Source organism: Paraburkholderia sp. GW821-FHT02A12, from assembly GCF_059422005.1.
Window position 1 is genome coordinate 1 of sequence record NZ_JBWKWA010000001.1, and the last position, 24,696, is coordinate 24,696.

The 24,696-nt window shown below is 57.3% G+C and carries 19 protein-coding genes; 10 read left to right on the plus strand and 9 right to left on the minus strand.

Annotation, left to right across the window (positions count from 1 at the left end; translation table 11 throughout):
* The 6 genes from dnaA to AC07WT_RS00030 form a co-directional block, all read left to right on the plus strand.
* A partial coding sequence (gene dnaA / locus AC07WT_RS00005) for a chromosomal replication initiator protein DnaA (protein ID WP_494945589.1) occupies positions 1-1,230 on the plus strand: 1,230 nt, incomplete at its 5' end.
* Positions 1,231-1,449: 219 nt separating this feature from the next.
* Positions 1,450-2,553, plus strand: a complete 1,104-nt coding sequence (dnaN, locus tag AC07WT_RS00010; protein ID WP_028197661.1) for a DNA polymerase III subunit beta — start codon at positions 1,450-1,452, stop codon at positions 2,551-2,553.
* Positions 2,554-2,667: 114 nt separating this feature from the next.
* Positions 2,668-5,139: a DNA topoisomerase (ATP-hydrolyzing) subunit B gene (gene gyrB / locus AC07WT_RS00015; protein ID WP_494945590.1), complete on the plus strand. Its 2,472-nt coding sequence runs from the start codon at positions 2,668-2,670 to the stop codon at positions 5,137-5,139.
* A 1,423-nt stretch (positions 5,140-6,562) separates the two neighbouring features.
* Positions 6,563-7,762 (plus strand): PfkB family carbohydrate kinase, encoded by a 1,200-nt coding sequence (locus AC07WT_RS00020; protein ID WP_494945591.1) that lies wholly within the window; start codon positions 6,563-6,565, stop codon positions 7,760-7,762.
* Positions 7,759-8,355, plus strand: a complete 597-nt coding sequence (locus AC07WT_RS00025; protein WP_494945592.1) for a 7-cyano-7-deazaguanine synthase — start codon at positions 7,759-7,761, stop codon at positions 8,353-8,355. The genes AC07WT_RS00020 and AC07WT_RS00025 overlap by 4 nt, the downstream gene beginning before the upstream one ends.
* Entirely contained in the window at positions 8,342-8,998 is a 657-nt protein-coding gene (locus tag AC07WT_RS00030; protein WP_494945593.1) for a nitroreductase family protein, read from the plus strand. Before AC07WT_RS00025 ends, AC07WT_RS00030 begins: the two co-directional genes overlap by 14 nt.
* A 24-nt stretch (positions 8,999-9,022) precedes the next feature.
* Here AC07WT_RS00030 and AC07WT_RS00035 read toward each other — a convergent pair whose 3' ends face one another.
* On the minus strand, positions 9,023-9,805 hold the full coding sequence (locus AC07WT_RS00035) for an 8-oxoguanine DNA glycosylase (RefSeq protein WP_494945594.1): 783 nt from the start codon (positions 9,803-9,805) through the stop codon (positions 9,023-9,025).
* A gap of 287 nt (positions 9,806-10,092) precedes the next feature.
* Between AC07WT_RS00035 and AC07WT_RS00040 the strand changes: the two genes are divergently transcribed.
* Positions 10,093-10,989 (plus strand): DUF2971 domain-containing protein, encoded by an 897-nt coding sequence (locus AC07WT_RS00040; protein WP_494945595.1) that lies wholly within the window; start codon positions 10,093-10,095, stop codon positions 10,987-10,989.
* Between the two features lie 534 nt (positions 10,990-11,523).
* Here the strand turns inward: AC07WT_RS00040 and AC07WT_RS00045 are convergent.
* The gene (locus tag AC07WT_RS00045; protein WP_494945596.1) at positions 11,524-12,081 is read right to left on the minus strand and encodes a hypothetical protein; all 558 of its coding nucleotides are present in this window, start codon (positions 12,079-12,081) and stop codon (positions 11,524-11,526) included.
* A 104-nt stretch (positions 12,082-12,185) separates the two neighbouring features.
* Between AC07WT_RS00045 and AC07WT_RS00050 the strand changes: the two genes are divergently transcribed.
* On the plus strand, positions 12,186-13,280 hold the full coding sequence (locus AC07WT_RS00050) for an IS630 family transposase (protein ID WP_492596519.1): 1,095 nt from the start codon (positions 12,186-12,188) through the stop codon (positions 13,278-13,280).
* On the plus strand, positions 13,277-13,519 hold the full coding sequence (locus tag AC07WT_RS00055) for a DUF6429 family protein (protein WP_429259590.1): 243 nt from the start codon (positions 13,277-13,279) through the stop codon (positions 13,517-13,519). Before AC07WT_RS00050 ends, AC07WT_RS00055 begins: the two co-directional genes overlap by 4 nt.
* Positions 13,520-13,536: 17 nt before the next feature.
* On the opposite strand, the gene AC07WT_RS00060 is transcribed toward AC07WT_RS00055, so the two are convergent.
* The 5 genes from AC07WT_RS00060 to AC07WT_RS00080 form a co-directional block, all read right to left on the minus strand.
* Complete coding sequence (locus AC07WT_RS00060; protein ID WP_494945597.1) at positions 13,537-16,110, minus strand: DEAD/DEAH box helicase; 2,574 nt, start codon at positions 16,108-16,110, stop codon at positions 13,537-13,539.
* A 16-nt stretch (positions 16,111-16,126) separates the two neighbouring features.
* Complete coding sequence (locus AC07WT_RS00065; RefSeq protein ID WP_494945598.1) at positions 16,127-16,918, minus strand: Hachiman antiphage defense system protein HamA; 792 nt, start codon at positions 16,916-16,918, stop codon at positions 16,127-16,129.
* A 225-nt stretch (positions 16,919-17,143) separates the two neighbouring features.
* A complete protein-coding gene (locus AC07WT_RS00070) occupies positions 17,144-19,204 on the minus strand; it encodes a hypothetical protein (RefSeq protein ID WP_494945599.1) in 2,061 nt (686 codons plus the stop codon).
* A 1-nt stretch (position 19,205) separates the two neighbouring features.
* Entirely contained in the window at positions 19,206-19,646 is a 441-nt protein-coding gene (locus tag AC07WT_RS00075) for a hypothetical protein (RefSeq protein ID WP_494945600.1), read from the minus strand.
* Positions 19,643-20,578 carry a hypothetical protein gene (locus AC07WT_RS00080; protein WP_494945601.1) on the minus strand — a complete coding sequence of 312 codons (936 nt, stop codon included), beginning with the start codon at positions 20,576-20,578 and terminating at the stop codon, positions 19,643-19,645. Before AC07WT_RS00080 ends, AC07WT_RS00075 begins: the two co-directional genes overlap by 4 nt.
* A 684-nt stretch (positions 20,579-21,262) precedes the next feature.
* Between AC07WT_RS00080 and AC07WT_RS00085 the strand changes: the two genes are divergently transcribed.
* Complete coding sequence (locus AC07WT_RS00085) at positions 21,263-22,240, plus strand: hypothetical protein (protein WP_494945602.1); 978 nt, start codon at positions 21,263-21,265, stop codon at positions 22,238-22,240.
* Between the two features lie 169 nt (positions 22,241-22,409).
* On the opposite strand, the gene AC07WT_RS00090 is transcribed toward AC07WT_RS00085, so the two are convergent.
* Entirely contained in the window at positions 22,410-23,312 is a 903-nt protein-coding gene (locus AC07WT_RS00090; protein ID WP_494945603.1) for an H-NS family nucleoid-associated regulatory protein, read from the minus strand.
* 1,005 nt (positions 23,313-24,317) lie between these two features.
* Positions 24,318-24,680 carry a hypothetical protein gene (locus AC07WT_RS00095; RefSeq protein WP_494945604.1) on the minus strand — a complete coding sequence of 121 codons (363 nt, stop codon included), beginning with the start codon at positions 24,678-24,680 and terminating at the stop codon, positions 24,318-24,320.
* Positions 24,681-24,696 lie beyond the last annotated feature (16 nt).

Genomic DNA, 24,696 nt, shown 5'->3' on the forward strand with positions numbered 1-24,696 from the left:
GTGCAAGCGGCGCAGGCCGCGCGCGCCGGCGGCGTCAACGCGGCTGCGCAGCAGAATGCGAACGCCCGCGCATCGGCGGCTGCAGCCGAAGATTCCGCCGACCTCGACCTCCCCAGCCTCGACGCCAACGAAGCCGCTGCCGCCCGCCGCACGTGGCGTCCGGGCCAGAGCGTGAGCGCCAACAGCGGCGAAAACGACTCGATGTACGAGCGCTCGAAGCTGAACCCCGTGCTCACCTTCGACAACTTCGTGACCGGTAAGGCCAACCAGCTGGCGCGCGCCGCGGCGATCCAGGTCGCGGACAATCCGGGCATCTCGTACAACCCGCTGTTCCTGTACGGAGGCGTGGGTCTCGGCAAGACCCACCTGATCCACGCGATCGGCAACCAGCTCCTGATGGACAAGGCCGGCGCGCGGATTCGCTACATCCACGCGGAACAGTACGTGTCCGACGTGGTGAAGGCGTACCAGCGCAAGGCGTTCGACGACTTCAAGCGCTACTACCACTCGCTCGACCTGCTGCTGATCGACGATATTCAATTTTTCTCAGGCAAGTCGCGCACGCAGGAAGAATTCTTCTACGCGTTCGAGGCGCTGGTCGCGAACAAGGCGCAGGTGATCATCACCAGTGATACGTACCCGAAGGAAATTTCGGGCATCGACGACCGCCTGATCTCGCGCTTCGACTCCGGCCTGACGGTGGCGATCGAGCCGCCCGAGCTGGAAATGCGCGTCGCGATTCTGATGCGCAAGGCGCAATCGGAGTTCGTGAGCCTGAACGAAGACGTCGCGTTCTTCGTCGCGAAACATTTGCGCTCGAACGTGCGTGAGCTCGAAGGCGCGCTGCGCAAGATTCTCGCGTACTCGAAGTTCCACGGCCGCGAAATCACCATCGAACTGACGAAAGAAGCGCTGAAAGACCTGCTGACGGTGCAAAACCGGCAGATTTCCGTGGAAAACATCCAGAAGACGGTGGCCGACTTCTACAGCATCAAAGTGGCCGACATGTATTCGAAGAAGCGTCCGGCGAACATCGCGCGGCCGCGGCAGATCGCGATGTATCTGGCGAAGGAGCTGACGCAGAAAAGTTTGCCCGAAATCGGCGAATTGTTCGGTGGGCGCGACCACACCACGGTGCTGCACGCGGTGCGCAAGATTGCCGACGAGCGCAGCAAGGACGCGCAACTGAACCACGAACTGCACGTGCTGGAGCAGACCCTGAAGGGCTAAGCGGCCCGGACGGAAAAATCGACCTGTTTATTTCCAAACTCGCCCCCATTTTAGTGAGGCGGTTCCGTTTTCAGGCACAATACAGGTTTAACCGCCCGGCGGCCGCGGGCGGATTTCACGCCGTGACAGGCGCTGCGTGGCGCCGGCGGGGAGCCACGGCTGCGTGCTGGAAAGCTGCCTGGCAAGGCGCGCAGGCCGTCATATCAACGAAGGAACTCTATGCAACTGGTCAAGACCGAACGCGATAACCTCCTCAGGCCGCTGCAAACCGTGAGCGGCATCGTCGAACGCCGCCATACGTTGCCGATCCTCGCCAATTTGCTGATTACCAAGAACGGCCCGGACGTGTCGTTCCTGTCGACCGACCTCGAGTTGCAGATCACTACGCGCGCGGATTTCGGCGTGGGCGGCGATTCGGTCGCCACCACCGTGGCAGCGAGAAAGCTCCTCGACATTCTGCGCGCCATGCCCGACGGGCAGGTCACGCTCACGCTGAACGACAAGCGTTTGACCGTGCAATCCGGCAAGAGCCGCTTTGCGCTGCAAACCCTGGCGGCCGACGAGTTCCCGACCGTCGCTCAGGCTAAAGACTACGGCGCGAACCTCGTGGTTCCCCAAAAGACGTTCCGCCAGTTGCTCGGCATGGTCCACTTCTCGATGGCCCAGCAAGACATCCGCTACTACCTGAACGGCATGCTGCTGGTGGTGGACGGCGACCAGCTGATGGCGGTCGCGACCGACGGCCACCGTCTGGCGTTCTCGTCGATGAAGATCGAAGGCTCGTTCGCGCGCCAGGAAGTGATCATTCCGCGCAAGACGATTCTGGAACTGCAGCGCCTGCTGGAAGACATCGACGACACGCTGAAGATCGACATCGCGCCCACGCAGGTGAAGTTCACCTTCGGCCAGGTGGAACTGGTGTCGAAGCTGGTGGAAGGCAAATTCCCCGACTTCCAGCGCGTGATTCCGAAGTCGCACAAGAATCAGTTCGTGATCGGCCGTGAAGAACTGCAGCGTTCGCTGCAACGCGCCGCGATTCTGACCTCGGACAAATTCAAGGGCGTGCGCTGCATCATCGAGCCGGGCCAGTTGAAGATCATGTCGACCAACGCCGATCAGGAAGAGGCGCAGGAAGAACTGGAAATCGCATACGACGGCGACAGCGTCGATATCGGGTTCAACGTCACGTATCTGCTCGACGTGCTCGCGAACCTGAAGGTCGACATGTTGCAAGTGAGCCTGGGCGACGCCAGCTCCAGCGCGTTGATCACGATTCCCGAGAACGACGAATTCAAATACGTCGTGATGCCGATGCGCATCTAACGCGTCCAAAAACCAAGAACACACCAAGGGGCGCAGCGCCCCTTTGGCGTTTTTATGGTGTTTTGAAAAGTCCCGAGCAGCAACCTTGCAGTAACGCAGAACCGGAAAAAATCCATGACTGAACTGAACAATTCGCAACCCGATAACAGCTACGGCGCCTCGTCGATTCAGATCCTCGAGGGTCTGGAGGCGGTGCGCAAGCGTCCCGGGATGTACATCGGGGATACATCGGACGGCACCGGTCTGCATCACCTCGTATTCGAAGTGCTGGACAACTCGATCGACGAAGCGTTGGCCGGGCACTGCAACGATATCCAGGTGATCATCCACGCGGACAACTCGATTTCCATTACCGACAACGGCCGCGGTGTGCCGACCGGTCTCAAGATGGACGACAAGCACGATCCGAAGCGCAGCGCCGCTGAAATCGTGATGACCGAGCTGCACGCCGGCGGCAAGTTCGACCAGAACAGCTACAAGGTGTCCGGCGGCCTGCACGGCGTGGGCGTGTCGTGCGTGAACGCGCTCTCCGCGTGGCTGCGCCTCACGGTGCGCCGCGACGGCAAGAAGCACTTCATGGAATTCCACCGTGGCGTGCCGCAGAACCGCGTGATCGAAGAGATCGACGGCGTGGCTGTGTCGCCGATTCAGGTGATCGGCGACACCGAGAACCGCGGCACCGAAGTGCACTTCCTGGCTGACGACACGATCTTCGGCAATGTCGAATATCACTACGACATTCTGGCCAAGCGGATTCGCGAACTGTCGTTCCTGAATAACGGCGTGCGGATTCGCCTGACCGACCAACGCAGCGGCAAGGAAGAAGATTTCGCGTTTGTGGGCGGCGTGAAGGGTTTTGTTGAGTACATCAACAAGAACAAGAGCGTGCTGCACCCGACCATTTTCCACGTGAGCGGCGAGAAGGACGGCGTGGGCGTGGAAGTGGCGATGCAGTGGAACGACAGCTACAACGAAAACGTGCTGTGCTTCACGAACAACATTCCGCAGCGCGACGGCGGCACGCACCTGACCGGGTTGCGGGCGGCGATGACGCGCGTGTTGAACAAGTACATCAACGATCACGAAGTCGCGAAGAAAGCGAAGGTCGAGACGTCCGGCGACGATATGCGCGAAGGGCTCTCGTGCGTGCTGTCGGTGAAGGTGCCGGAGCCGAAGTTCAGCGCGCAGACCAAGGACAAGCTGGTGTCGTCGGAAGTGCGCGCGCCGGTGGAGGATGTGGTCGCGAAGGCGCTCGAAGAATTCCTGCTGGAAACGCCGAACGACGCGAAGATCATTTGCGGCAAGATTGTTGATGCCGCGCGGGCGCGGGATGCGGCGCGCAAGGCGCGTGAGATGACGCGGCGTAAGGGCGTTCTGGATGGCGTTGGTTTGCCTGGGAAGCTGGCGGATTGTCAGGAGAAGGACCCGGCGAAGTCAGAGATTTATATCGTCGAGGGTGATTCGGCAGGCGGGTCGGCGAAGCAGGGGCGCGATCGGAAGTTTCAGGCGATTTTGCCGCTGCGCGGCAAGGTGCTTAACGTTGAGAAGGCGCGGTATGACAAGCTGCTTTCTTCGGAGCAGATTGTGACTTTGATTACCGCGCTGGGTTGTGGGATTGGCAAGGAAGACTACAACCTGGACAAGCTGCGTTATCACCGCATCATCATCATGACCGATGCTGACGTGGACGGCGCGCACATCCGGACGCTGCTGCTGACGTTCTTCTATCGGCAGATGCCGGACATGATCGAGCGTGGGTATATCTATATTGCGCAGCCGCCGCTGTTCAAGATCAAGGCGGGTAAGGATGAGCGGTATTTGAAGGATGAGGCTGAGGTTAATGCTCACATCCTGAAGCTGGCGTTGCAGGGGTCGGAGCTTTTGGCTTCTGAAAACGCTACGCCGATTACGGGGGATGCATTGGGTGAGTTGGCTCGGGCTTATTTGCTTGCGCAAGCTGTCGTGAATCGTCTGAGCCGGTTGTATGACGCTGGGGCGCTCGAGGCTGTGATGGATGGGGTTGGGATTGACCTGTCTAGTGAGGAAGCGGCTGAGGGTTCGGCTAAGGCTTTGGAAGCGAAGCTGCGGGATGATGCGTTGAAGCCTGAGGTTAAGGTCACGACGATGTATGACCCGGTGCGGGAGTTGCGCTCGCTGCGCGTCGCTCGGACGCATCATGGGAATCAGAAGATTTCTGTGCTGGATCAGGATTTTCAGCTGACTGCGGATTACCAACAGCTGATCAATACCGCTAATACGTTTAAGGGGTTGATTGGCACGGGTGCGGTGATCAAGCGTGGTGAGCGGAGTATGGCTGTTACCGACTTCAAGAGCGCTATGAAGTGGTTGCTGGCTGATGCTGAACGGAATATTTCCAAGCAGCGCTATAAGGGCCTCGGTGAGATGAACCCTGGGCAGCTTTGGGAGACTACGATGGATCCGACGGTGCGTCGCTTGCTTCGTGTGCAGATTGAGGATGCTATCGCGGCCGATGGCATCTTTACGACGCTCATGGGGGATGATGTGGAGCCGCGGCGGGCTTTCATCGAGTCGAATGCGTTGAGGGCGGGGAATATTGATGTTTGAGGACTCTGTAGCGGGAGCCATAACCTGAGATTTTGGGAAGCATCCATTGAGACATTTATCGATGGATGCGCTCCGATAGCTCACATGACGGCACCCAACTGGCGTCACAGCCGAAGGAACGACGGTCACAGCGTTTGAGACGGCCGTCGTTTTCTCGGTCCGGGCAACAATCATAGGGGGGCTTTTCAGCCCGACTTCTGCTGCCTTCGCTGGTCGGCGCTTCTCGCCTGTGCTCCGGACCAAAGTAATGAAAGCGATTCCGCCTGCGACAGCATCGCCCAGCTCACGCACAGGCTTCGTTGGTCGCCAGAACATCGTAGTCGTGGTGACCCGGTTTGCTGCTCTAGCGAATGCGCTTGTTTGTAGATAGACGCACGGCGCCCATCGCCTCTGAAGGATTCCGGGCGGCGACGGCCGTTGATGCACTCCTATCTGACGCCGGCAAAAACGTGGAATCTGGCGAAGTCGGTGACGGTGGAGTGAGTGAGGCGATTGGGGGCGGCGTATTTGCGCAACATGCTGAGATGCATTAGTTTTGGTTACCAGACCTCGATTCAGTTTTGGTTACGGGGGCTCCTACCTGCCGCTGAGCCTTACCTGACAAGGCGTAACCAGAATTAATGTCAAAGGGGCGCTGGAGCATCTTCCAGCGCCCCTTTTTTGCGACTCCCTCCAGATTTCCTGGTTTCACGCAGGCTGTGTCGTCGCCGCGATGTCGCACCGCACAAAATAACAAACCGTCCTCGGGGCTTCTTCGAAAGACTCGGAGACTTCGAAGCCCGTTGCAAAGGCTGTTTGCCCGACCCATGTTTCAGGGAGAGAGGCGCTGCGTGTCGCGCCTGTCAGATAATTGGGCGACGCATCTTTGTCCTTCATCAGATTCACAGAAAAACTTTCATTTGACTACGTCGTATTAATAATTAGAATCACCGTCAAAGCTTTCACCTGACGAACACGAAACTAACGCCCTGATTCAAATGATTCAGCAAGGCGTGGAGTCGTTTTGTGCCTGCTGTTTAGTGGGCCGCTCTAAATAATCAAAAGGGGTCGTTATGTCTGGAGGTGGTGGTGGTGGCGGGAACTGGCGGCCTGAACCAAAGGCACCGGTAGCGCCGAATCCGGTCGGAGCCGGCGGCGGAGTTGGTGGGGTCGTCGACCCCTGCGTCATTGAAGAAGTCACGAGCCTCAATTCCGTAAACCCCGCCGCGCTTCGAAGCGCTCGTACGGGCTACCTCCTGACTGTTGCGTTCATTCCTGGACCACCTCCTCGCCTGGTTGCGCAGGACCTCGGCGGAAACACGGTCGGCTCCATCACGTCGCGCTCCATGCTGCAATTCATTCAGTGCATCCAGAGCGGTAGACAGTATGTTGCCGAGGTCTTGAGTGTTCAGGGCGGAACGTGCAGTGTCAAAGTGAGGTTGAAATGACGTCGAATGCGATAACCGTAGTCGGCGGCGTTTATCACGAACAGTGCCTCTGGCCGGCGTGGGACCAAATCTATGGCTCCGGTGGGCGAGCCGCGACGGCAATTGTCGGTCACGTCGGAAAGGTGACGTTACGCACGTATGCCTGCAAGGAACTAGAGGATGAGTTTCGTACGGCAGCGGAGGTCTTCAAGTTCGACCTAGTCACGACACCAGCAGAGACCGGGATTTCGTTCGAATATGTGCATTGCATGTCGACGCCGGTGCTGCGGCCAGCGCTGTCCTCCATCCCAAAGCACGCGCCAATCGAAGTGCAAGACGAAGCGGTGCTGCGGTTCGGCATGTTGGAGGGGGCGGCAAAAGTTGACGCCGCGTGGTGTGTGTACGACCCGCAATCGGCATTTGACCCAGAGTCATTCTGGGATAACGGCAGTAAAACCGAGCATCTCGCCATCGTGGGGAACCGCAGCGAAATCATTGCAATGGCGGGCGAGCCCGACCCAGTGAAAGCCGCTGCCAAGCTGATTCAGCTCGGCGCTGAGGTCGTGGTTGTCAAATCGGGCCCGGTAGGCGCATATGTCCATACTGCGGCTGCGAACCCAACGCTGATTCCGGCGTACCGCAGCGACCTCGTGTGGACCATCGGCTCCGGAGACGTCTTCGCAGCTGTGTTTGCAGCACGATGGGCCGTACACCGCGAAAGCCCCGAGGCTGCGGCAGAATTGGCTTCGCGCGCTGTTTCAGAGTATGCGGAGACAATGGCGTTGCCCTCCGCACCAGCTACTGAGCTTTCAAAGGCGCAGCGCGTGCCCGCGTCAACCGTACCGGGGAAGGTCTATCTCGCAAGCCCCTTCTTCAACCTGGGGCAGCGTTGGCTTGTCGACGAAGCACGACGCTACCTGACCGAGTTAGGGCTGACGGTGTTTTCTCCAGTGCACGACGTCGGTGCTGGCCCTGCAGAAGTAGTTGGACCTGCGGACCTGGCTGCGCTCGATACGTGTGACCGGGTCTTTGCGATATTGGATGGCCTCGATGCGGGCACTGTCTTCGAGGCTGGATATGCCAGAGCGAAGAATCTCCCCGTATACGTTCTTGCCCAGTCGGTAACCGAGGAAGACCTGAAGATGGTCACCGGCTCCATCTGCAAAGTCTTCTTCGACTTTGTCACCGCGTTGCATCACACGGCATGGAAAGCATGAGAACGGCCCTGCTGTTATCTGGTGGGATGGATTCGATAGCCATCGCGTATTGGAAGAAGCCCGAGGTCGCAATCACGGTCGCGTATGGTCAATGTGCCGCACAAGCCGAGCTGCGCGCAGCCGGCGCGGTATGCGAAGCGTTGGGTATTGAACACCATGTCATCGAAGCTGACCTTCGAGCACTCGGCAGTGGTGACATGGCCGGTCGAGCAGCGTCTGAGCTTGCGCCGGTTTCAGAATGGTGGCCGTTCCGTAATCAGATGTTAGTCACGTTGGCCGCAATGAAAGCGGTCGCGCTAAACGTGAACACTCTGTTAATCGGAACCCTTCGTACCGATGGAATGCATGCCGATGGCAAACCGGAATTCCTGGCGGCGATGAACGCTGTCCTCGCCTGCCAGGAGGGCTCTATAGCGCTCGCCGCACCGGCAATCGAGCTAAGTGGCGCAGAGCTTATCAAGGCTTCAGGCGTTCCCGCTGATGTTCTCGCGTGGGCACACTCTTGCCATGTTGCCAATGAGGCTTGCGGAATGTGTCGAGGGTGTGCGAAGCACTATGAGGTCCTGGAGGAACTCGGCGTTGACCCATACTGAAGACCCTCTGCCTCTGGGGGATGGTCCGTTTCAGGACTATCCCTGGCCGATTTTGCGGACTGTACCTTTTGGACAGCACCGCGCGCCGGCCGAGAGGTCTTTCCTGGATGTCTTCGAAAGTCGACGCTCGGCTCGAGAAATGACATCAGCACCGCTCGAAGAACTCGTCGATGTGCTGCGTCTCGCCCTGGTGCCGAGGTTTTGGAAGGACGGCGACCCGCTCCTGCGAAGTCGCCGCCCCGCGCTTTCCGCGGGGGCACTACATCCAATCTCAGTTTTGTTGATTGCGGGTGTCGCCGTCTATCGAGTGAACGCGGACGAGTCTGTTCTTGAAGAACTGCACATCCCGTCCGTGCTGCGCACAAGCTGGGTGAGCAAATGCCAACGCGTGCTTCCGGCAGCTGATGGAGCGTTCATTGTGCTCATCGCCGACATGGCGAGGCCAATGGTTGCATACGAGAACAGCGAATCGCTGGTGTGGCGTGATTCGGGAGCGTTGCTCCAGACACTCGCGCTCGCTTCCGAATCGTACGGGCTAGGATTCTGCCCGCTGGGAATTCTTGGCAGCGAGGTCGTTGGCGGTTTGCCCGGGGCCGACCAGCTACTTGCTGTCGGTGCGGCTGCTATCGGACGGTCGGCCTGACTTGCTTAGGCGCAGCAACGTCGGTCAGTGGGCGTTCCCGAACAGGTCGAGTTGCTCGGCAGCTTGTCCTTGTGCCTTCCTCATAATGACTGAGAGCTGGCGCATGTGGTCCCACATCAGTCCGTCAAGGGTCGCGGCCGAGACATCAATCGCGCGTGCAAAGGCAATGAAGCGTGCCTCCAGTTTCCGGTAGTGAGTCTCAGGTTGCCATTCTTCCGGGAAGAGACCGAGATGTTGGCCTACGCGCAGGATGTGAATATCCAGAATCGCGACTTCACTCTGCGGACGCAGATTGCGAACAATCCACGAAGCTGTTTTCAGCCCGATACCGGGAAGCTCATTCAACTGGTCCCGGAAGAGGATGTCGTCCTCGGGTGGAGTGAAAGAGTGCAACCGCTGAAGACAGCCGCTCAAATACTTGGCTTTCTGTCGTATGAATCGGTATTTACGGGCTCGACCATGGAAGGTGAACGGTTCGCTCAGAACCTCTTCAAGCTCTTGCGCCGTTGTGCCCGCGCGCAGCATGTCTTTCTCGCGAACGCGCGAGTAGGCGGCCAGCGCCAACTCTGCTGGCATGCCCCAGCCACCGAGCAGGCAGGCCGCAACCTCTTCCTGCAAGGTACGACCGAGGCGGAAATCGCAGAACATCCCAGACTCAGTGTGTTGCCACGCCTGACCGCGCCAATATGCTGGCGTCATCAGTTCGTCGAATGCCCCCCACGGAAGCCCGGGAAGCACCTCTTCGTGCACCGGCGGCAGTGTCAGCTCGCGGACTTCGCCCGCGATATGAGCGTACATGGTTTGCATGGGCCGAAGCTGATTAGGTAATATTTACGCGACGATAGGCGCGCGAAATTTGCGAAGCGCCGAATAATACAACAGTCCTACGGACACGATAGGCGACATGCTCAGTCGAGTATAGGAAGAGAAACTTCGATGTACCGCTTTTTTTCTCCGTGCGCGCCTGCTGATTTGCTTCGCTCTTGCGCAGCTGCGCGATTGCTTCGTTCGCGCAAACTGCGCATGACCTCGAACACAAGGACTATGGCCCGCAGATACTCAATGTACGTTCGACACTTAGATACGAGGTAGTGATGGTCAAGCATCGGCTGCACAAGTACGTCGGCATCGACACGTTAAAGAGGATACTCGGAGGGTCCATTCGCATGACCCAGCCGGGCGCGTTCAACGACCCATTCGAACTGTTGCCAGAGATAATCGTCCCGGCTGACCAGGCGGGAAAACCAATCAGCTTTTCATTCGACATCCACGCGCCCCGGCGCGAGACCCCGCTGGTCGCGGTCGTTCAGCTCACTGACCGACAGGTGGCCAGCGATATCACGTCACGACACATACTCGATGAACTCAATCATCAGATAGGCATTCTTTGTCTGTCGAAGGCTCCCAATTCAATCTTGATGTGGTCGCATTACGCTGACCAGTACCAAGGTGCGGTCATCGCCTTCGACGCCGACCATGAGTTCTTCGCCGGTCGAATCGAGGTCGAGTACGTTGAAGAGCGTCCGAAGAAACACATCGACTCGTATAAGTCCGAGCCTGTTCCTTTGGCCGAGCTTTGCGCGAAGTCTATCGAGTGGAAATACGAACAAGAAGTGCGGATTGTGCGCCCCCTTCGGGACTGCAAGAAGATGGAAAAGCCCGACATGAGAGGGTTCCCGGTCTTCACTGCGGATATTCCTCAAGAAGCCATCGTGTCGGTCGCGCTCGGCGAGCGGACACCTGTCCCGCAGCAGCAGGAGATTTACCAGCTCGTAAAAGACACAAAAATTGGGCTAACGCTGTCAGCTGTCGACAATGTGGGTTACGGGTTTCGCCAAGAGGTCATTCTTTATCCCGGCGACCTCCGGAATCCCACCATGTCGGCGCGGACCGCTCACATATTCCTCGGCACCAGCGGCTTCCATGCCGAATTGGCTCGCTCGATGATTGACCATCACCCCATGAGTCCAATCGTGAACAAGACAGCCTAGGTACGTTGACAGCAGTTTGCTGTACATGGCAACGCCGGGGACAACAATCACAGTATGCAAACCAGTCGACGCCGGAATCGAGAATCGCCTTGCTGGAACGCGCAGGATTTTGCATCCTGTCCTCTTCAGCTCTGGTGAGGTATGCGACATGGAACCAGCGATGGCTCCCGCATGGGCGCGATTGCTTCAGATGATGCCCCTGGGCCAATGCCCGCCCTGGCCATTCTCGCGCGTACGCTTGCGAGAATAGACGGACAAGTTCCCGCTGACGTTTGGGAGGATATCGCCACGGCCGGGGCGGCACTCTGGAGTTCGGCCATGGGCTCATACGATGCCGAGCGGGTCGCAACAGGCGCCATCCTGCCGAACAGCTAAGCAGCGTGCAACGAAGAGGTGAACACAGAGATGCGGAGCACACGGTGGGAGAGGACCTGAGACGACTAAACCCGTCGGCCAACTGGCAGTCAGCCGACGGGCAGCTGGGTGCAACACGAACGCGAGAAGCCGTGACGCTCGCGTCTATGTACACATTCGTCAAGCGCCGAGCTGAGCCGCAAACACGCCCTCGAAATAGGACGGAAATCGCGTTAGAATCCGCCGGATTGGCGCTTCGTTGTTGTGCATATATGCGGCAACAGCTGCTCTCGAAGGAAAGACGCCCTCCAGCTGCGGCCGAAGCGCTTGTGCGAGCATACGGTCTGAAAGCCCTGACTCCAGAATAGCGACCGAGAGTGCGTCAGGAAGGCCATACTTCAGCCCGCTCTGAAGCATCTTCAGCAAATCAATCGTCGCGGCTGCCTCACCTTCGTTGTTGTGTTCAAAATAGGTAATGAGAGCGGTCAGGTACAGAGAGAATTCATATCCAAAGCAATTATCACAAATGTCTACGACGTCCTCGGGCGTGAATCGACGCGCGCCTTCTCCATGGCGCTTTGCAATCCCTGCTTGTTGGATAAACTGACCAATCTCATAGTACGGTCGACCGGATAACCAGAGTTGCGCCACGTCTAACAACTGATTCTTCCCGATGCAACGAGCGAAGAGGTCGTCCTCTGCGACGACCTGCAAAATCGGCCAGATTGACGCCAGCAACTCGCTCTGATTGCGCGCAGCTAGTGTCCTGAGTTAGAAATTCATTGAAAGATGTCAATCCCGTACTAAAGTGTCTTGTGTGGCACTTGATACGGGAGGTAACGATGAGCGGACGGCCCAAAGGAGAACTCGTGCTGAGCGAATCGGAACGCGAACAACTGCAAGCGCTGACGATGCGACGCAAGACGGCACAGGCCCTGGCATTGCGGGCGCGCATCGTACTGGCTTGTGCCGATGGTATGGATAACAAGACAGTTGCGGCGAAACAGCGGGTCACTCAGCAAACGGTTTCGAAGTGGCGGGCGCGGTTCGTGATCCACCGTCTGGACGGACTGCTTGATGCGCCTCGGCCCGGCGCGCCGAGAACGATCGATGACGCGCGCGTCGATGCTGTCATTGCGAAGACGCTCGAGTCCGTTCCTGTCGGAGCTACTCACTGGAGCACGCGCACGATGGCTCATGAGATGAAATTGTCGCAGACCGCAGTCACGCGAATCTGGCGTGCTTTTGGTTTGCAACCGCATCGGCAGGAAACGTTCAAGCTCTCCAGCGATCCGATGTTCGTCGACAAGGTGCGAGATATCGTCGGGCTTTATCTGGATCCGCCGCTCAAGGCCATGGTGCTGTGCGTGGACGAGAAGAGCCAGATTCAGGCGCTGGACCGCACGCAACCCATATTGCCACTGGCACCCGGCATCGCTGAGCGACGCACGCATGATTACATGCGCCACGGCACGACCACGCTGTTCGCTGCGCTGGACATTGCTACTGGTGAAGTGATCGGGGAGGTACATCGGCGCCATCGCAGCAGCGAATTCCTGCGCTTTCTGCGTACCATCGAAGCCAGCGTGCCATCCGGTCTGGATGTGCATCTGGTGATGGACAACTATGGGACGCACAAAACACCCTCGATCAAAGCCTGGTTCGCTCGCCATCCTCGCTTCCATGTTCACTTCACGCCCACTTCGGCGTCCTGGCTTAATCAGGTCGAACGCTGGTTCGCCACGCTCACTGAAAAATACCTTCGACGCGGCACGCATCGATCGACACGTCAGCTCGAAGACGCGATTCGTCATTACCTGGACACCTATAACGCTAATCCCCAGCCGTTTGCCTGGAGCAAGTCGGCTGACGAGATCCTGGCCAGCCTCGAACGGTTTTGTGTGCGGGTTCGTAAGGCCGCGGGAGTAGCACCATGAAAATCAATACCGATGCAATTGATGAAGTCGCCCTGGCACTCCTCTACCTGACCCTGCATGATCGATACCGCGCATGGAAGGGTTTCGACTGGGATGTGCTAAATCGGCTCTACGAACGCGGCTTCATTGATGATCCGGTCAACAAGACGAAATCCGTGATCTTTACCGAAGAAGGGTTGCGCGAGTCCGAGCGGCTTTTTAATCAGCATTTCGTCATTTCGGATAGAGCGGAAGATTGATTCAACGAACTTCTAACTCAGGACACTAGCACTTCGTTGCCGTGGTCCTGACACCAGCGGTCAATCTTGTTCAGAGCATTCAAACCGAGCAGAGTCCGCGAATTGCGACTCTGCGCGTCCCTATCGGGGACACGCCGCTCAACAGCGCGGGCAATTTCTACAAAGCTATCAGTTAGTGTTTCCCTCTGTGCATCAGTAGCAAGCGAGTAAGCAAGAGTGCTAGCGGATAGGCGGCGGGCGACCTCAACATACTGCTCGAACTCCATATTGCCTCTGCTCGACTGCAGAAAGCTTGCAACGGCATTCACCAGCCGCGCTTTCTTCCGCACTTGCGTTGCGACTTCCTTCGGTGATGCGTCGATGGATTCCAGATAGTCCAAATCATCGCTCAGTTGTGCAAGCGCGTTGTCCTCATCTGCCACTAAAGCAACAATCGCATCAAAAGCGTTTTGCACCACCTGTGACTTATCGTCGTTCCATATCGGGTCAATCAGACTAAGCAACGAGCTTGTAATCGGTTCAACCCGTGCGGAGTCAAGCAATCCGTTGACATTGCGCCAACGCCAACGCTCACTGCGCATCAAACGACCGTCGTATACACGAGTGTCCGCAAAAATCACTGAACCTTCGATATGCATCCCCGCTCGCCCCGCTCGTCCCATGAGGTTCTGGAATGCCCTCGTGGTCAACGGCTCGTCCCCCTGAATCAGCGTCGAAACGATGAGGTATCGCAGCGGAAGGTTCACGCCTTGAGCGAGGGTCGACGTGCATATCACCAACGGCGCGAGCCCCTCTTTTACAGCGTGCTCAATTGACAACCGCAGCCCCTGTGGGGTGTTGCCATGGTGAGCGAGAAGACCAAGCCGTGCTCCTTTCGTCGCGGTCGCGTCCACCCCAAAGTGCAGTTCGTGGAGGTAGACGAGCTTTGATAACTCGACTCCGTCAGCCACATCTGCAGGCGGCAGATACGGAAGTCCTCGCTCGAAATAGCCGACAGCATCGCGAATCATCCCCGCCACACTCGCTTTCTGCCCACAAAATATCGCCGAGCTGCCTTGCGCTGCGAGCTTAAGACCCAAATACAGGGCAATTTCTGACGAGTCTTCGCGCTTGGGGAACGTTCTCACCGTCCGTTCTCTTCCGCGGAGAGAAAACTCGAACGACTCGATTACCCGTGGCACAAAGTAGGACTCTTCGCCGTCACCGACTGGCACGAACTCAAGCCTCCCGCTACCGCCGCGGTGTTGCCAACTGGCGAAGGCGACCGCGCGTTGCGTCGGCATTAAATCCTTGCCGTCGACGACCTTTGCGTGCTCGCCAATCAGCCACTTGCCGACCTGTTCGCCATTTGAAATAACCGCGGACACGAGCACAATCTGCGCCTGCCAAGACAGTAGCTCCTTCAATGTCGTCAAAAGCAGCTCATAAGTGACGCCGCGACTTCCCGTGTCAAACTGATGACCCTCGTCGTAGACGACCAAGCCGATTTCCGCTGCAATCCTCGGCTCCTGTCGAAGAACGTAGAGGAGCTTTTCTGGTGTCAATACGATAATCTGTGGGCGTTGCTGAATAACTTCCCCAAGGAGCTCGCGAAGCGACTCAAGGAAGTCCATTTGCAGAACGTCGGAGAGCTCATCGATAGATACGCGCTCTCCGGCAAATGCGTCACGAAGGGAATTTGATATCTCGCTCACGAGTGCCCGAAACGGCGCGACGATGACCGTTGTACGGGCACGATTGGCCAGAACAGAACTTCGAATCAGTAGCTCAACAGCGCGCGTTTTCCCGGCACTTGTCGGCATTTGAATCACAGCTGACGTGCCCGAAAAGAGACCTGCCTTCCCGAGAAGACGCTGCGCAGGCCACAGTTCAGTCACGAATCCCGGCTTCCCAAGCACCTCCGACCATGCCTCTTCGTCAAGGCGTGAGTATCGCGGCAAACTGAGACGGCTCGAGTTGGCGACCTTTCTCAGAATCACTGCAATACACAGGTCAACAAATGCAATTTCACGCGCCGTCCCCATCCGGTAGACTTGCGCTCGCAACTCGGCACAGCTTCTCAAGAGGATTCGCTGGTCCTGTCCTTCGATGGCCAATAGCTCCGCGCCAGAGCGGACCATCCGCTGAATCCATCGACCAAAGCGCCCCTCTTGAATCTCGTCAGCATCATGCCAGTCGTTCAGAAGAACATGGCGCAGCACGGTCACCAGCGAATCGTCTGGCGCCAAAGGGCGTTCAGCTAGGTACTTGCTTATGACCACGCTGCTTCCAGGTGTTTCGGCCAGATAAAACGTGGCGGCAGCGAGGGTCAGCAACTCTTCATCGAGGTCTGAATCGAGCTTAGACTCCACGTAAGCGTAGAAGAACGACGCACAGAATCTGAGGTTGGGACCGTCAGCCGCCACGAACTCCCCGAGCAGCGTACCGCGCTCGATGTATTCATCGCAGAGCTCGCCTGCTGCATCGCCGACAATGCCGATAGCCAAGGCAAACAGGTCTTCCGGATGAGTCGCTGCAGGGATGTCAATGTGGTCCACTTCGGGAACCGAATACTCATACATCCGGGCTTTGGCCTGGGTAATGCCATACAACCGTCTCGAATTGAACTCAGGCCTCATTTGCAGCCCTCTCATAGAGACTATGCGCCAACGTCATCATTTCCTGCCCCCGAATCACCAACAGTAGTAGCACCGCGTCATCGGGATGGTTCGCAGTTGATGTTGCGACTATTTGCGCCTCATCGTATGCGACATTGTTCAACACTGTGGCCGCCCCCGTTTGCTCAATGAAGGGCCGGTCTGGCTTACTCTGAAATCGCTCAACCAACTGCACCTTGTCAACATCGCCAAGGGCGTGCGCCTTCTTCTTCATTGCCAGCAACGTGTACGCCTGCCGAACCTTATCCTTCGCTGCATCGTCAACGGCGACTTGCAGTCGACTCGCTGGGCGGCTGGCGCTAAGCTGTGCCTTGACCTCGAACGTCGTCAACTTATCCTCGTTGGAATTCCCGTTGTCAGAGCGCTTCAGGCCAATGATGTCGGTCCCTTTCACAGACTCGTTCGGCGAATCCTTTCCCAGGAAGCGCCATCTTGGCACCCAGTGTCCCAAGCTATATTCGAGAAAGTCGGAGACCAAAATCTCGGCAAAATCGCCACTGCGCACAGAGGGCCCCGGTGGCACGTTAGTGCTAGGGAAAACCAACTGTCTCAGAAAGTCGGTTCGAGATAAATCGGTTCCTGACCGTAGTATGTCGATGTCGTCATCGAGACAATAGTGTTCGCGAAAGTGCTTCGCCCATACCGACAGCACGTTCGCGTCTGGTTGATGCACGAATTCAACGATAGTTACGACCTTACCTTCCTCAGTCGTGACGTCCGGATGAACGTGAAACCAATTCATGTGGTCAGGCGGCGGCAAGCTTTCCCCCGTCCAACTTTCTCTCAGATTTCATTTGAAGCTGATATTGCGTTTGATGCGAGGCGCATTTCGTCATACGGCGATTCGGCCACAATGAAGTCGTAGTGTATCGGCGACGCTAGTGCTAACAAGCGGTGGTTGCACAGCCTTCGTCCTCTCTCTTTTCAGATGCACTTTGACGAGGAATCAAGCACGAACCCCGACGAGCTACATTACTCCGTTGTGGTCGAGCGGACCGACGATTTTCTCGGGTAACTCGACGAGGTGGAACTTGCTGCCCTCAGTCACCTCTTCGAACAACTGCGCGCTCTCATCGAATGATGCTGCCAGAACACTTTGGAGTTGGCGTGAGCCGCTAAGCATGTTCACCAAGGCTTTCTGACTGTGCTCGCTCATGGAATGCTGTCCAGGCTCGTCAAAAAGAAGCACGCCGGGATGATTCCCCGGGAAGTCGCGCGACGACGATGTCTGATAGATTGCCAGCAAGAACGCCCAAATGAGTCGAACAAAGTCGCTCGCAGAAGATTCCGATTTGACGTTCTTCTGCAGAACCGCGCGCAAGGTGATGTCGCCCAAGGCTGGCAGGAGCGTGCCGGTGTTGATTCGGACTTCGTCAATCTCCGCGCTGGTATAGCCGAAGGACTGGGCGTTAGCGCGGAAGTTTTTCTCGAAGAGTGATATCTTGATGTGGTCGGCTTTGGTGTACAAGTCACTCGGAAACTTCTTCTGGGTGGCATGCGCGTCCGTGAGCTGCGTCAACAGCTCACCCGCTCGTTCCAAGAACTTGACGAGGCGAGACTGCGCGGCCTGAAGTACCCTAATATCGTTTTCCAGCGATATCTGCTTTCTGATGTCCGCCTCCAGAGTTGCGTCTGACTGCGAGACATTCTTTCGCAGATTAAGAACGTAGCTGCGCTGCTCGCTCGCCTCCTTGGCGAGCGTAAAGAGCGAACCGGCGCTCTCGCTCAGCGAGCTCTCCAGCCCCAATATTTGTCGCTTGAGCATCCGTATTTGGGCCTCCAGATAGTCGATGTTCGACTGAAGGTCCATCGGCGCGACGCCATCCGTGTGCGGCACAAGGGTATTTTCGACCTCGGAGCCGCACGTCGGACAGTGCCCCTCCGCAGTCGCGAGTTGCATGGACGCACCCAACTCCTGCAACTTACGAGTCGTTTTGTTCTTCCGTAAGTCAGACTCAGCTTCCAGCAGGAGCTCTCGAAACTCAGTCAAGCTACGGGTACGCAATCTGGACTCACTCGACAACGCTTCATACCTCGCCATGAGCGTGTCAAGCTTTGTTGTTTCGATATCAATGAGCTCGATGACGTCCGGAGAAGCGGAAACAGGCCCTTGCTTCCTGCGGTCCTCAATCACGTGCCACTGGGTGGTCTTGGTCGACACGGCGCTAGGCACCGGAACATCCTCGCCCTCGACCTTGACCCATAGCGACGCGTGTTGAGGTTCGAACGAAAGATGAAGTGCCTTCGGCACGCCACGCATCGTAGCGCCAGCCGTGCGAACAGTTGCATGAAGGTCAGCTACGTTGTCGGTCCAGCTGGTTTGAAGTCGGTTGATTAACTGCTCGTTGAGCGCCTTCTCCTCCTCGAGCTTAAAGTTGTCCAAGCCCAGCAGGTATTGAACCACTCGCGTTGGCGCGCCAAGAATCTGGTAAAACGGGATGTTCGCGATGTAGTCGGTCCATCCGCGCTTCTGTTCAATGAAGAGAGCTGCTGCGACGACTTGGGGATACAACCTTGTTAGACCACCCGTCGACGATTGAACGCGAGGAAGCTTCATCCCTAGAAACGTCTCGAAATATCGCAGAAACCCCTGTTCGTACAACGCGGAGCCGGCGTCATGGACGAAGAGCGGCTTTGCCTCGATTTCGGCCGCCGGCTGTTGCGTAATGAGGGGACACTCAAATGCCTCTACCAGCTTCGTCGCCTTGGCCGGATTGCGGATTGGACGCTTAAACGTCACGATTTGTCCGGCTGCGTTTTGCAGTTCGACCAACACAGCTGACTCGTCGATGCGTCGCGTAGTGCCGTCGTATTGAAAACTATCTCGGACGGCGGAGGTCAGGACGCGTTCACCCTTTGCGCCAACCAGTTCCTCCAGCCCCATTCCGTATAAAAGCGTATTGACCAGCGTGCTCTTTCCGGAGGAATTCCGTCCCTTGATGATGTTGAGTCCCCGCTCAAGCCGACACCTAAACCCGAACGATTCCCCGTTGCTATTAATTCGAATCTCAATTGCACGGATGAACATGTTAAGCCCACCTGTTCACGATAGCGTCCACCATCGTCTCTGTAATAGACGTCCCAAGATTACGCAGGTAGGCGGCGTCCTCTTCGTACAAATGCTCTTGCAGCACACGCTCGCAGAATTCCCGCCCCGACTTGGTGAGCTCGACCACCTTGGCAGTTGTCGCGACAAGAGCATCGGCTTTCGCTAATGCTAGAGCGGTATCCAGAGTCGGGTCGAGCCCCCATGCCGGAAACTCAATCTCTTTATTCACCGACGCCAGCGCCAGCTTGTTGCGCCGTGCCTCGTCTTTGAGTGCCCAGTTAAAGAGCTGTAGCCTGACGAAACTTGACTTCTTCCCGCGAGACGCCAGCAATAGAATCAGCAGGACCTGCGTGATTTTGTACAACGGTCGGTGGTCTGGAAGTACGGCGGACGGACGCACCTTGAATGCAAGGGAAGTCATGATTGATGGGACTCCGCGAAATCCAGTTGGCACACCGCGAGCCATCGCGATACGACGAGGTCGGAAATTTTTTTGGCGTCGCTGAACGTCACTCTGCCGACAAGCTCACTTTCAATGCGCTGGCAAAGCTGGGCCTTGACTTCATCAACGAGTTCGTTTGGCTCGCCCGCCCAGGTGTATTTCAGCTCCTCCAACTCATCAGCATAGTGGCCAATGATGCGGATGATTTGATAGTAGGCTTGCGGTGAAGCTCGCTCGATTGTGGCGAGATGATGGTCACACCGAAGAAACTTGTCTTCAGTAATTTGGTTCAGCTTGACGAGCGCTTGTTCGAACGCCGGGCTACCCTGCTTACTCTTAAGACGTACGCGATTCTTGCGGTCAATGAGCTGGTCATACGCTTCTGGTGCTTGCGTTAGCACTTCTGCAGGCGATAGTGCGGGCCCAAGTTGCAACGAAGCCCCCTCGTTGCGCTTGCATTGCTCGAACTCGGTCGCATAGAAGCCCGCGTCCTGAATGTAGATGCCGAAGTCATGCGTGAGGATGGATACCTCCCACGCCCGAGCCTCCTTTTCCTTCTTACGAGCATGCTTGTGAAGCTTGTTGTGCTCAACGATTGGCGTGACGAGAAGCCATTTCTGAATTTTTGTAGAGCCGATACGCTCCGCGATTTCAGTCTCATAGAGCTTAAGCTTCCCCACGTCTTCCGTGATTTTGTCGCGGATGGCTTCGTATAGCTCGTTCTGCGTATAGTGCTTTTCTGGACAGTAGCACTGAAACCCAAGTCCGTCGGTTGTCCAACCTTCAATGCCGAAGTCCCCTGGCGACGCCGGCATGTGCTGGTACGCCGTTCCGTACTTGAGCTTGAAAGCTAACTGGCACAGTTGCTCCCAGCTTGTGCCATCAAACGACCCGTAATCTGTCTGAATCACGATGCCCCCGTCTGCGCATCGACGACCGGAGACTGTTGTATCGGCTCTGGCGGCGATGCTCCGGTCCATCCAAAATAATCTCAGCTGACCGGGACGGTCAGCAGCGCTATTTTTTACATGTCTTGCAGGAGAAAACCGTCACAGGATGTAAGGTTTGCCGCGTCATTATCTACCGTGGGTCTTCAAAAGACCAGAAGACCAGCCCGCCAGCGTCGCGGGCCAGAAGCAAGGAGCGATGCGGAAGCAGATGGGGCGAATCTTGATTCGAAACGCATAACGCTTCGGTGTCGGGTGTAAAGAGTCACCCACGACACGCGGCTTCTGCGCTCTAGCTGCGTCCAGAACACAGGTGCCGGCCGCGCGATGCCTATGGCATAGCGCGGCATGCGCATATCCGGCTCGTCACAACCAATATTGACCGCCTAACCGCGAGCGCGGCGTAGCTGATAGACAGGTGCAGCAAGCGGAAGTAGAAAGCACCCGCAAAAATCGACGCATTCGCCGACGCAGCAATGAAACTTATAGGCTGCGCAATCCGGGTCTGTTTGCGGTCTGACGTAGTTAAGATGCCTCACGCGGAAGCTTGTTAGCATGTGAGACCTCCGCTGCTAATTCTCTCGGCCCAAGATGCGAAACAACGCGCTTTACTTTCCCTATATCTCGGTTCCCAACGAGCGCTGGACAATGAAGACCCTGCTCTATTGGGACAAGTTGTCGTCTATCGTACCAATGGAGTACATCGACCGCCCCGAGTCGCTCGACGACTTCATGCGCAGCTTAGTGCAGGCGGGGATGGTCGAGCAGCTATTTCCGGCACAGTATCTGCGATACATGGACGAGTTTGAGAAGCTGTTTGTGGAACTCGTGGACCGGCAGATGCGGGGAAAGCATGTGTTACCTAGGAAACACGACGTACGACGCATGCGCATACATGTCGAAAAGCTCGGAAATATTCCGGAGTATCTGGTCGACCGGGGTCTGGCCACGCGGGTGAACTATTCGTGGTACGACGTCGATGAACCGGTTGCCAATATTTTCATGGCATACCTCGCATCGTGTCTCGGCAGCATCCCGGAAATTGATGCTGCGCCCGTGACAAACAAATTGGCGTTTGCGAATTTGTTTGGCGTGCGCAATCACCCACGAACCGAGAAACGCATTCTGCACCGGCAGAAGGCTCGGGAGGTCGTACTGACTGCGCTCCTACCATTTCCCGATGAGCCAGTCACCTTGGACCAGTTGGTCGCGTTTAAGCAGCATTACGGTCACTTGCTCCCCACACTGCGCCAGCTCGTGGAGGCGCGGTGTGCATTCATTGCCGAATTGGACGATGTAGAGCATCGACTCATCGCGACTCAGCAGCTAATCGATGAGTCACGACACCAAGTAGACGAGCTAGTCGATGCCATGAGGCCGAACTGGACCAAGATAGCATTTGGGTCGCTAATGCCATTGCTTGCAACTGGTCTAGCAATAAAATCGGGAGATGTCGGGACCGCCTCAGTGGCCACTGCTGCTGGCCTGCAATATGCAGCGACGGCGTACCAGTCACTGACCGCCGTCCGCGGGTTGACCGGCAGCCAGCAACTACTGCCTTTGGCCTATATCGCACACGCTCGGGCGGAACTGCATCTACCATCGGGGCGACTGAGCACTAAGTAAGCTCGCTCGTTCCTGCCTCTTTCCGATAGCACCATCGCGAGGTGGGATGCGGCAACGCGAAATGCGCCGCCCGTCTCGACGCATTGCAGGTGCGCTCGAGGTAAGTCACGCCATTCGCGCGTGCTGGCGCAACGAAAAACGAGCTCTGTGAACCCGCTTACACGCTCAACTAAGCAGCCGCATCTTCCGGCGCGGCCGCGACATTCGTCGTCGCGCTGACCTTCTTAGCGACAACCGATTTCTGCGCCATGGCCTTCTTCGCTACCGCCGTGTTTGTCGCGGGCTTCTTCGCGACGGCTTTCGGCTTGCTCGCAACGCTAGAATCCGCAGGTCCGCTAACGGCATCAATCAAAAACTTCGTCCGGTCTTTCGCACCGGCTAGCCATGTCGGAGCTGGACCGCGTCCGCTCCAGGTCGCGCCGGACTTCGGGTCGCGATACTTAGGCGGCTGCGGACCTTTCGGCTGACCCTTGGAAGAAGTCGCGCCAACTGCCTTCGACGCCTTCTTCACCGCAGCCTTCGTCTTGCTCACAACAGCTGCGTTCGTCGCAACAGTTGCTTCAACACCACCTGCAATCAGGAACTTACTCCTGTCTTTGGCTTCGGCAATCCACGCCGGCGCGCGGCCGCGTCCACTCCACGTCGCGCCCGACTTTGGGTCCTGGTACATCGCCGGCTGCGGCCCACGGACATAGTTGCCAGCAGCCTTCGCTTTGCTAACGGAAGCCGGTTTCGTTGTCCCCGTACTTCCATCAACCAGGAATTTGTCTCGGTTCTTCGCGGCGGCAATCCAACTTGGTGCCCGGCCGTGTCCGGTCCAAGTTGCACCACTCTTCGGGTCGCGATACTTGACCGCAGCAACACTGCCATTGTTCATGGTCTTAACAACTGCCTTCGCGGCGCGCCGCTTGCGGTCAGAGTGCGCGTCAATGTCGGCAGTGGTCAGGCCGTGCTTCGCCATCAACTCGCGAATCTTTTCGATGACGCCCGACGATTGTTTTGCAATCAGCGCATCCGCTTGGGCCTGCAGTTTTTTAATCTTCGCCTGGATTGCTTCCAAAGCCGTTGCCATCAGGTGACCTCCTTATGAACGTGGCCGCAATATGCCATGGGCGCACAGGAAAATGCTAGTGCATGGACGGGAGCGGCGTATCACCGAAAATCACACGACTGCGTCGCCGCGCTCCGTGCACTTCAACGCGGTCCGCTCAAGGCTTGTCCTTGCCGCGAGCATTACTGGGTGGTTCCCCGGTACTTCCACCGCTCCTCCTGCGTCGGAAGAGAGCGCCGAATCCAACAGCGACAAGCAATGCCGCCATCAAGCCGGCGCTCATGCCGGTCGCGCTGCGGGATTCACTTGCGCTAGAAGGAGCAGAAGCGACCGTAGGTGAAGAGGCTTGAGTCTCCACGGGTTTCGGAAGCGCCACGCCGGCGGCACTCCCTTGACGAACGAGAGATGCTTCCGATGTCGGCAATGCTTGGGAAGTGGGGAGGACAATTGCTTCCGACGTAGGTCCGACAGGGGCCATGGCAGTAGCAGAGGCCATAACCGGAGCCACTGCAGCGCGGGAATTGGTTTCGACAGCCTTGGCCATCGCCGCCCACCGAGCAAATACCCTGTCGATGCAATGGACGTCAGTGCAAGCGTCGCGCGATTGCCTCCACTGGGCGAGTTGTTCGGGCGAGAGCTTCCCACTGGTCAGCAGAGCCCGCTGCTGCGCGAAGATACCGTCGTATTCATTGTTCAGGATGGCGTGGTCGCATATCACGCGCTCAGCCGGTTGCCGCGTGCTTGCACATTGAATATCGCTCGCCCATGCTCCGGTTGAACCCAAAGCTATCAGTGACAGCAGCAATGCCAAATGTCGTCTTAGATACACTGGTCCTCCGTTGAGCCCGATGGGCGTGCAGCGGTGGCACGACATCGCCACCCGCAGAGGGCGGCCAATGGGCCACGGCTCTTGGACCGTACGACCCCGACCAAGTTGCCACGACGACGATTCGACGTGCCCGCACGACGTCGTGTCACCTGCGACTCGCCAACGCGGCCGTTCACCCTGCAAGCGATGCCCCGCGGCTAATCTGCGGAAAAGACGACTGCCGCCATGTCGCCGACCTGCGTGAAGCTGCGGACAAAGCGATAGGCCTGACCACCGACATGCATCTGATTCGCGCCCGAAGAGGTCAATTCAAGCATTTCGTTTGCAAGCGAAGTTGCAATCGTGCCAATCTGCTTCAGGTTTTCACGCAGACCCGTAGGGTCGCCCAAATACACGATACAGACACCGCTGGTGGGGCGCATCATCACGATGCTCGCGGCGCTATCGAGAGCCCGCTCTAAATATTCGGCGAGCGTTCGCAGCGGTTCCGGTACGTGCTCGGGGCTGCCAGCTAACCCATTGTCATCAGTCACTTTGACCTCCTGTGGCAGATGGGCCATGTAACCGCCTTTTGAG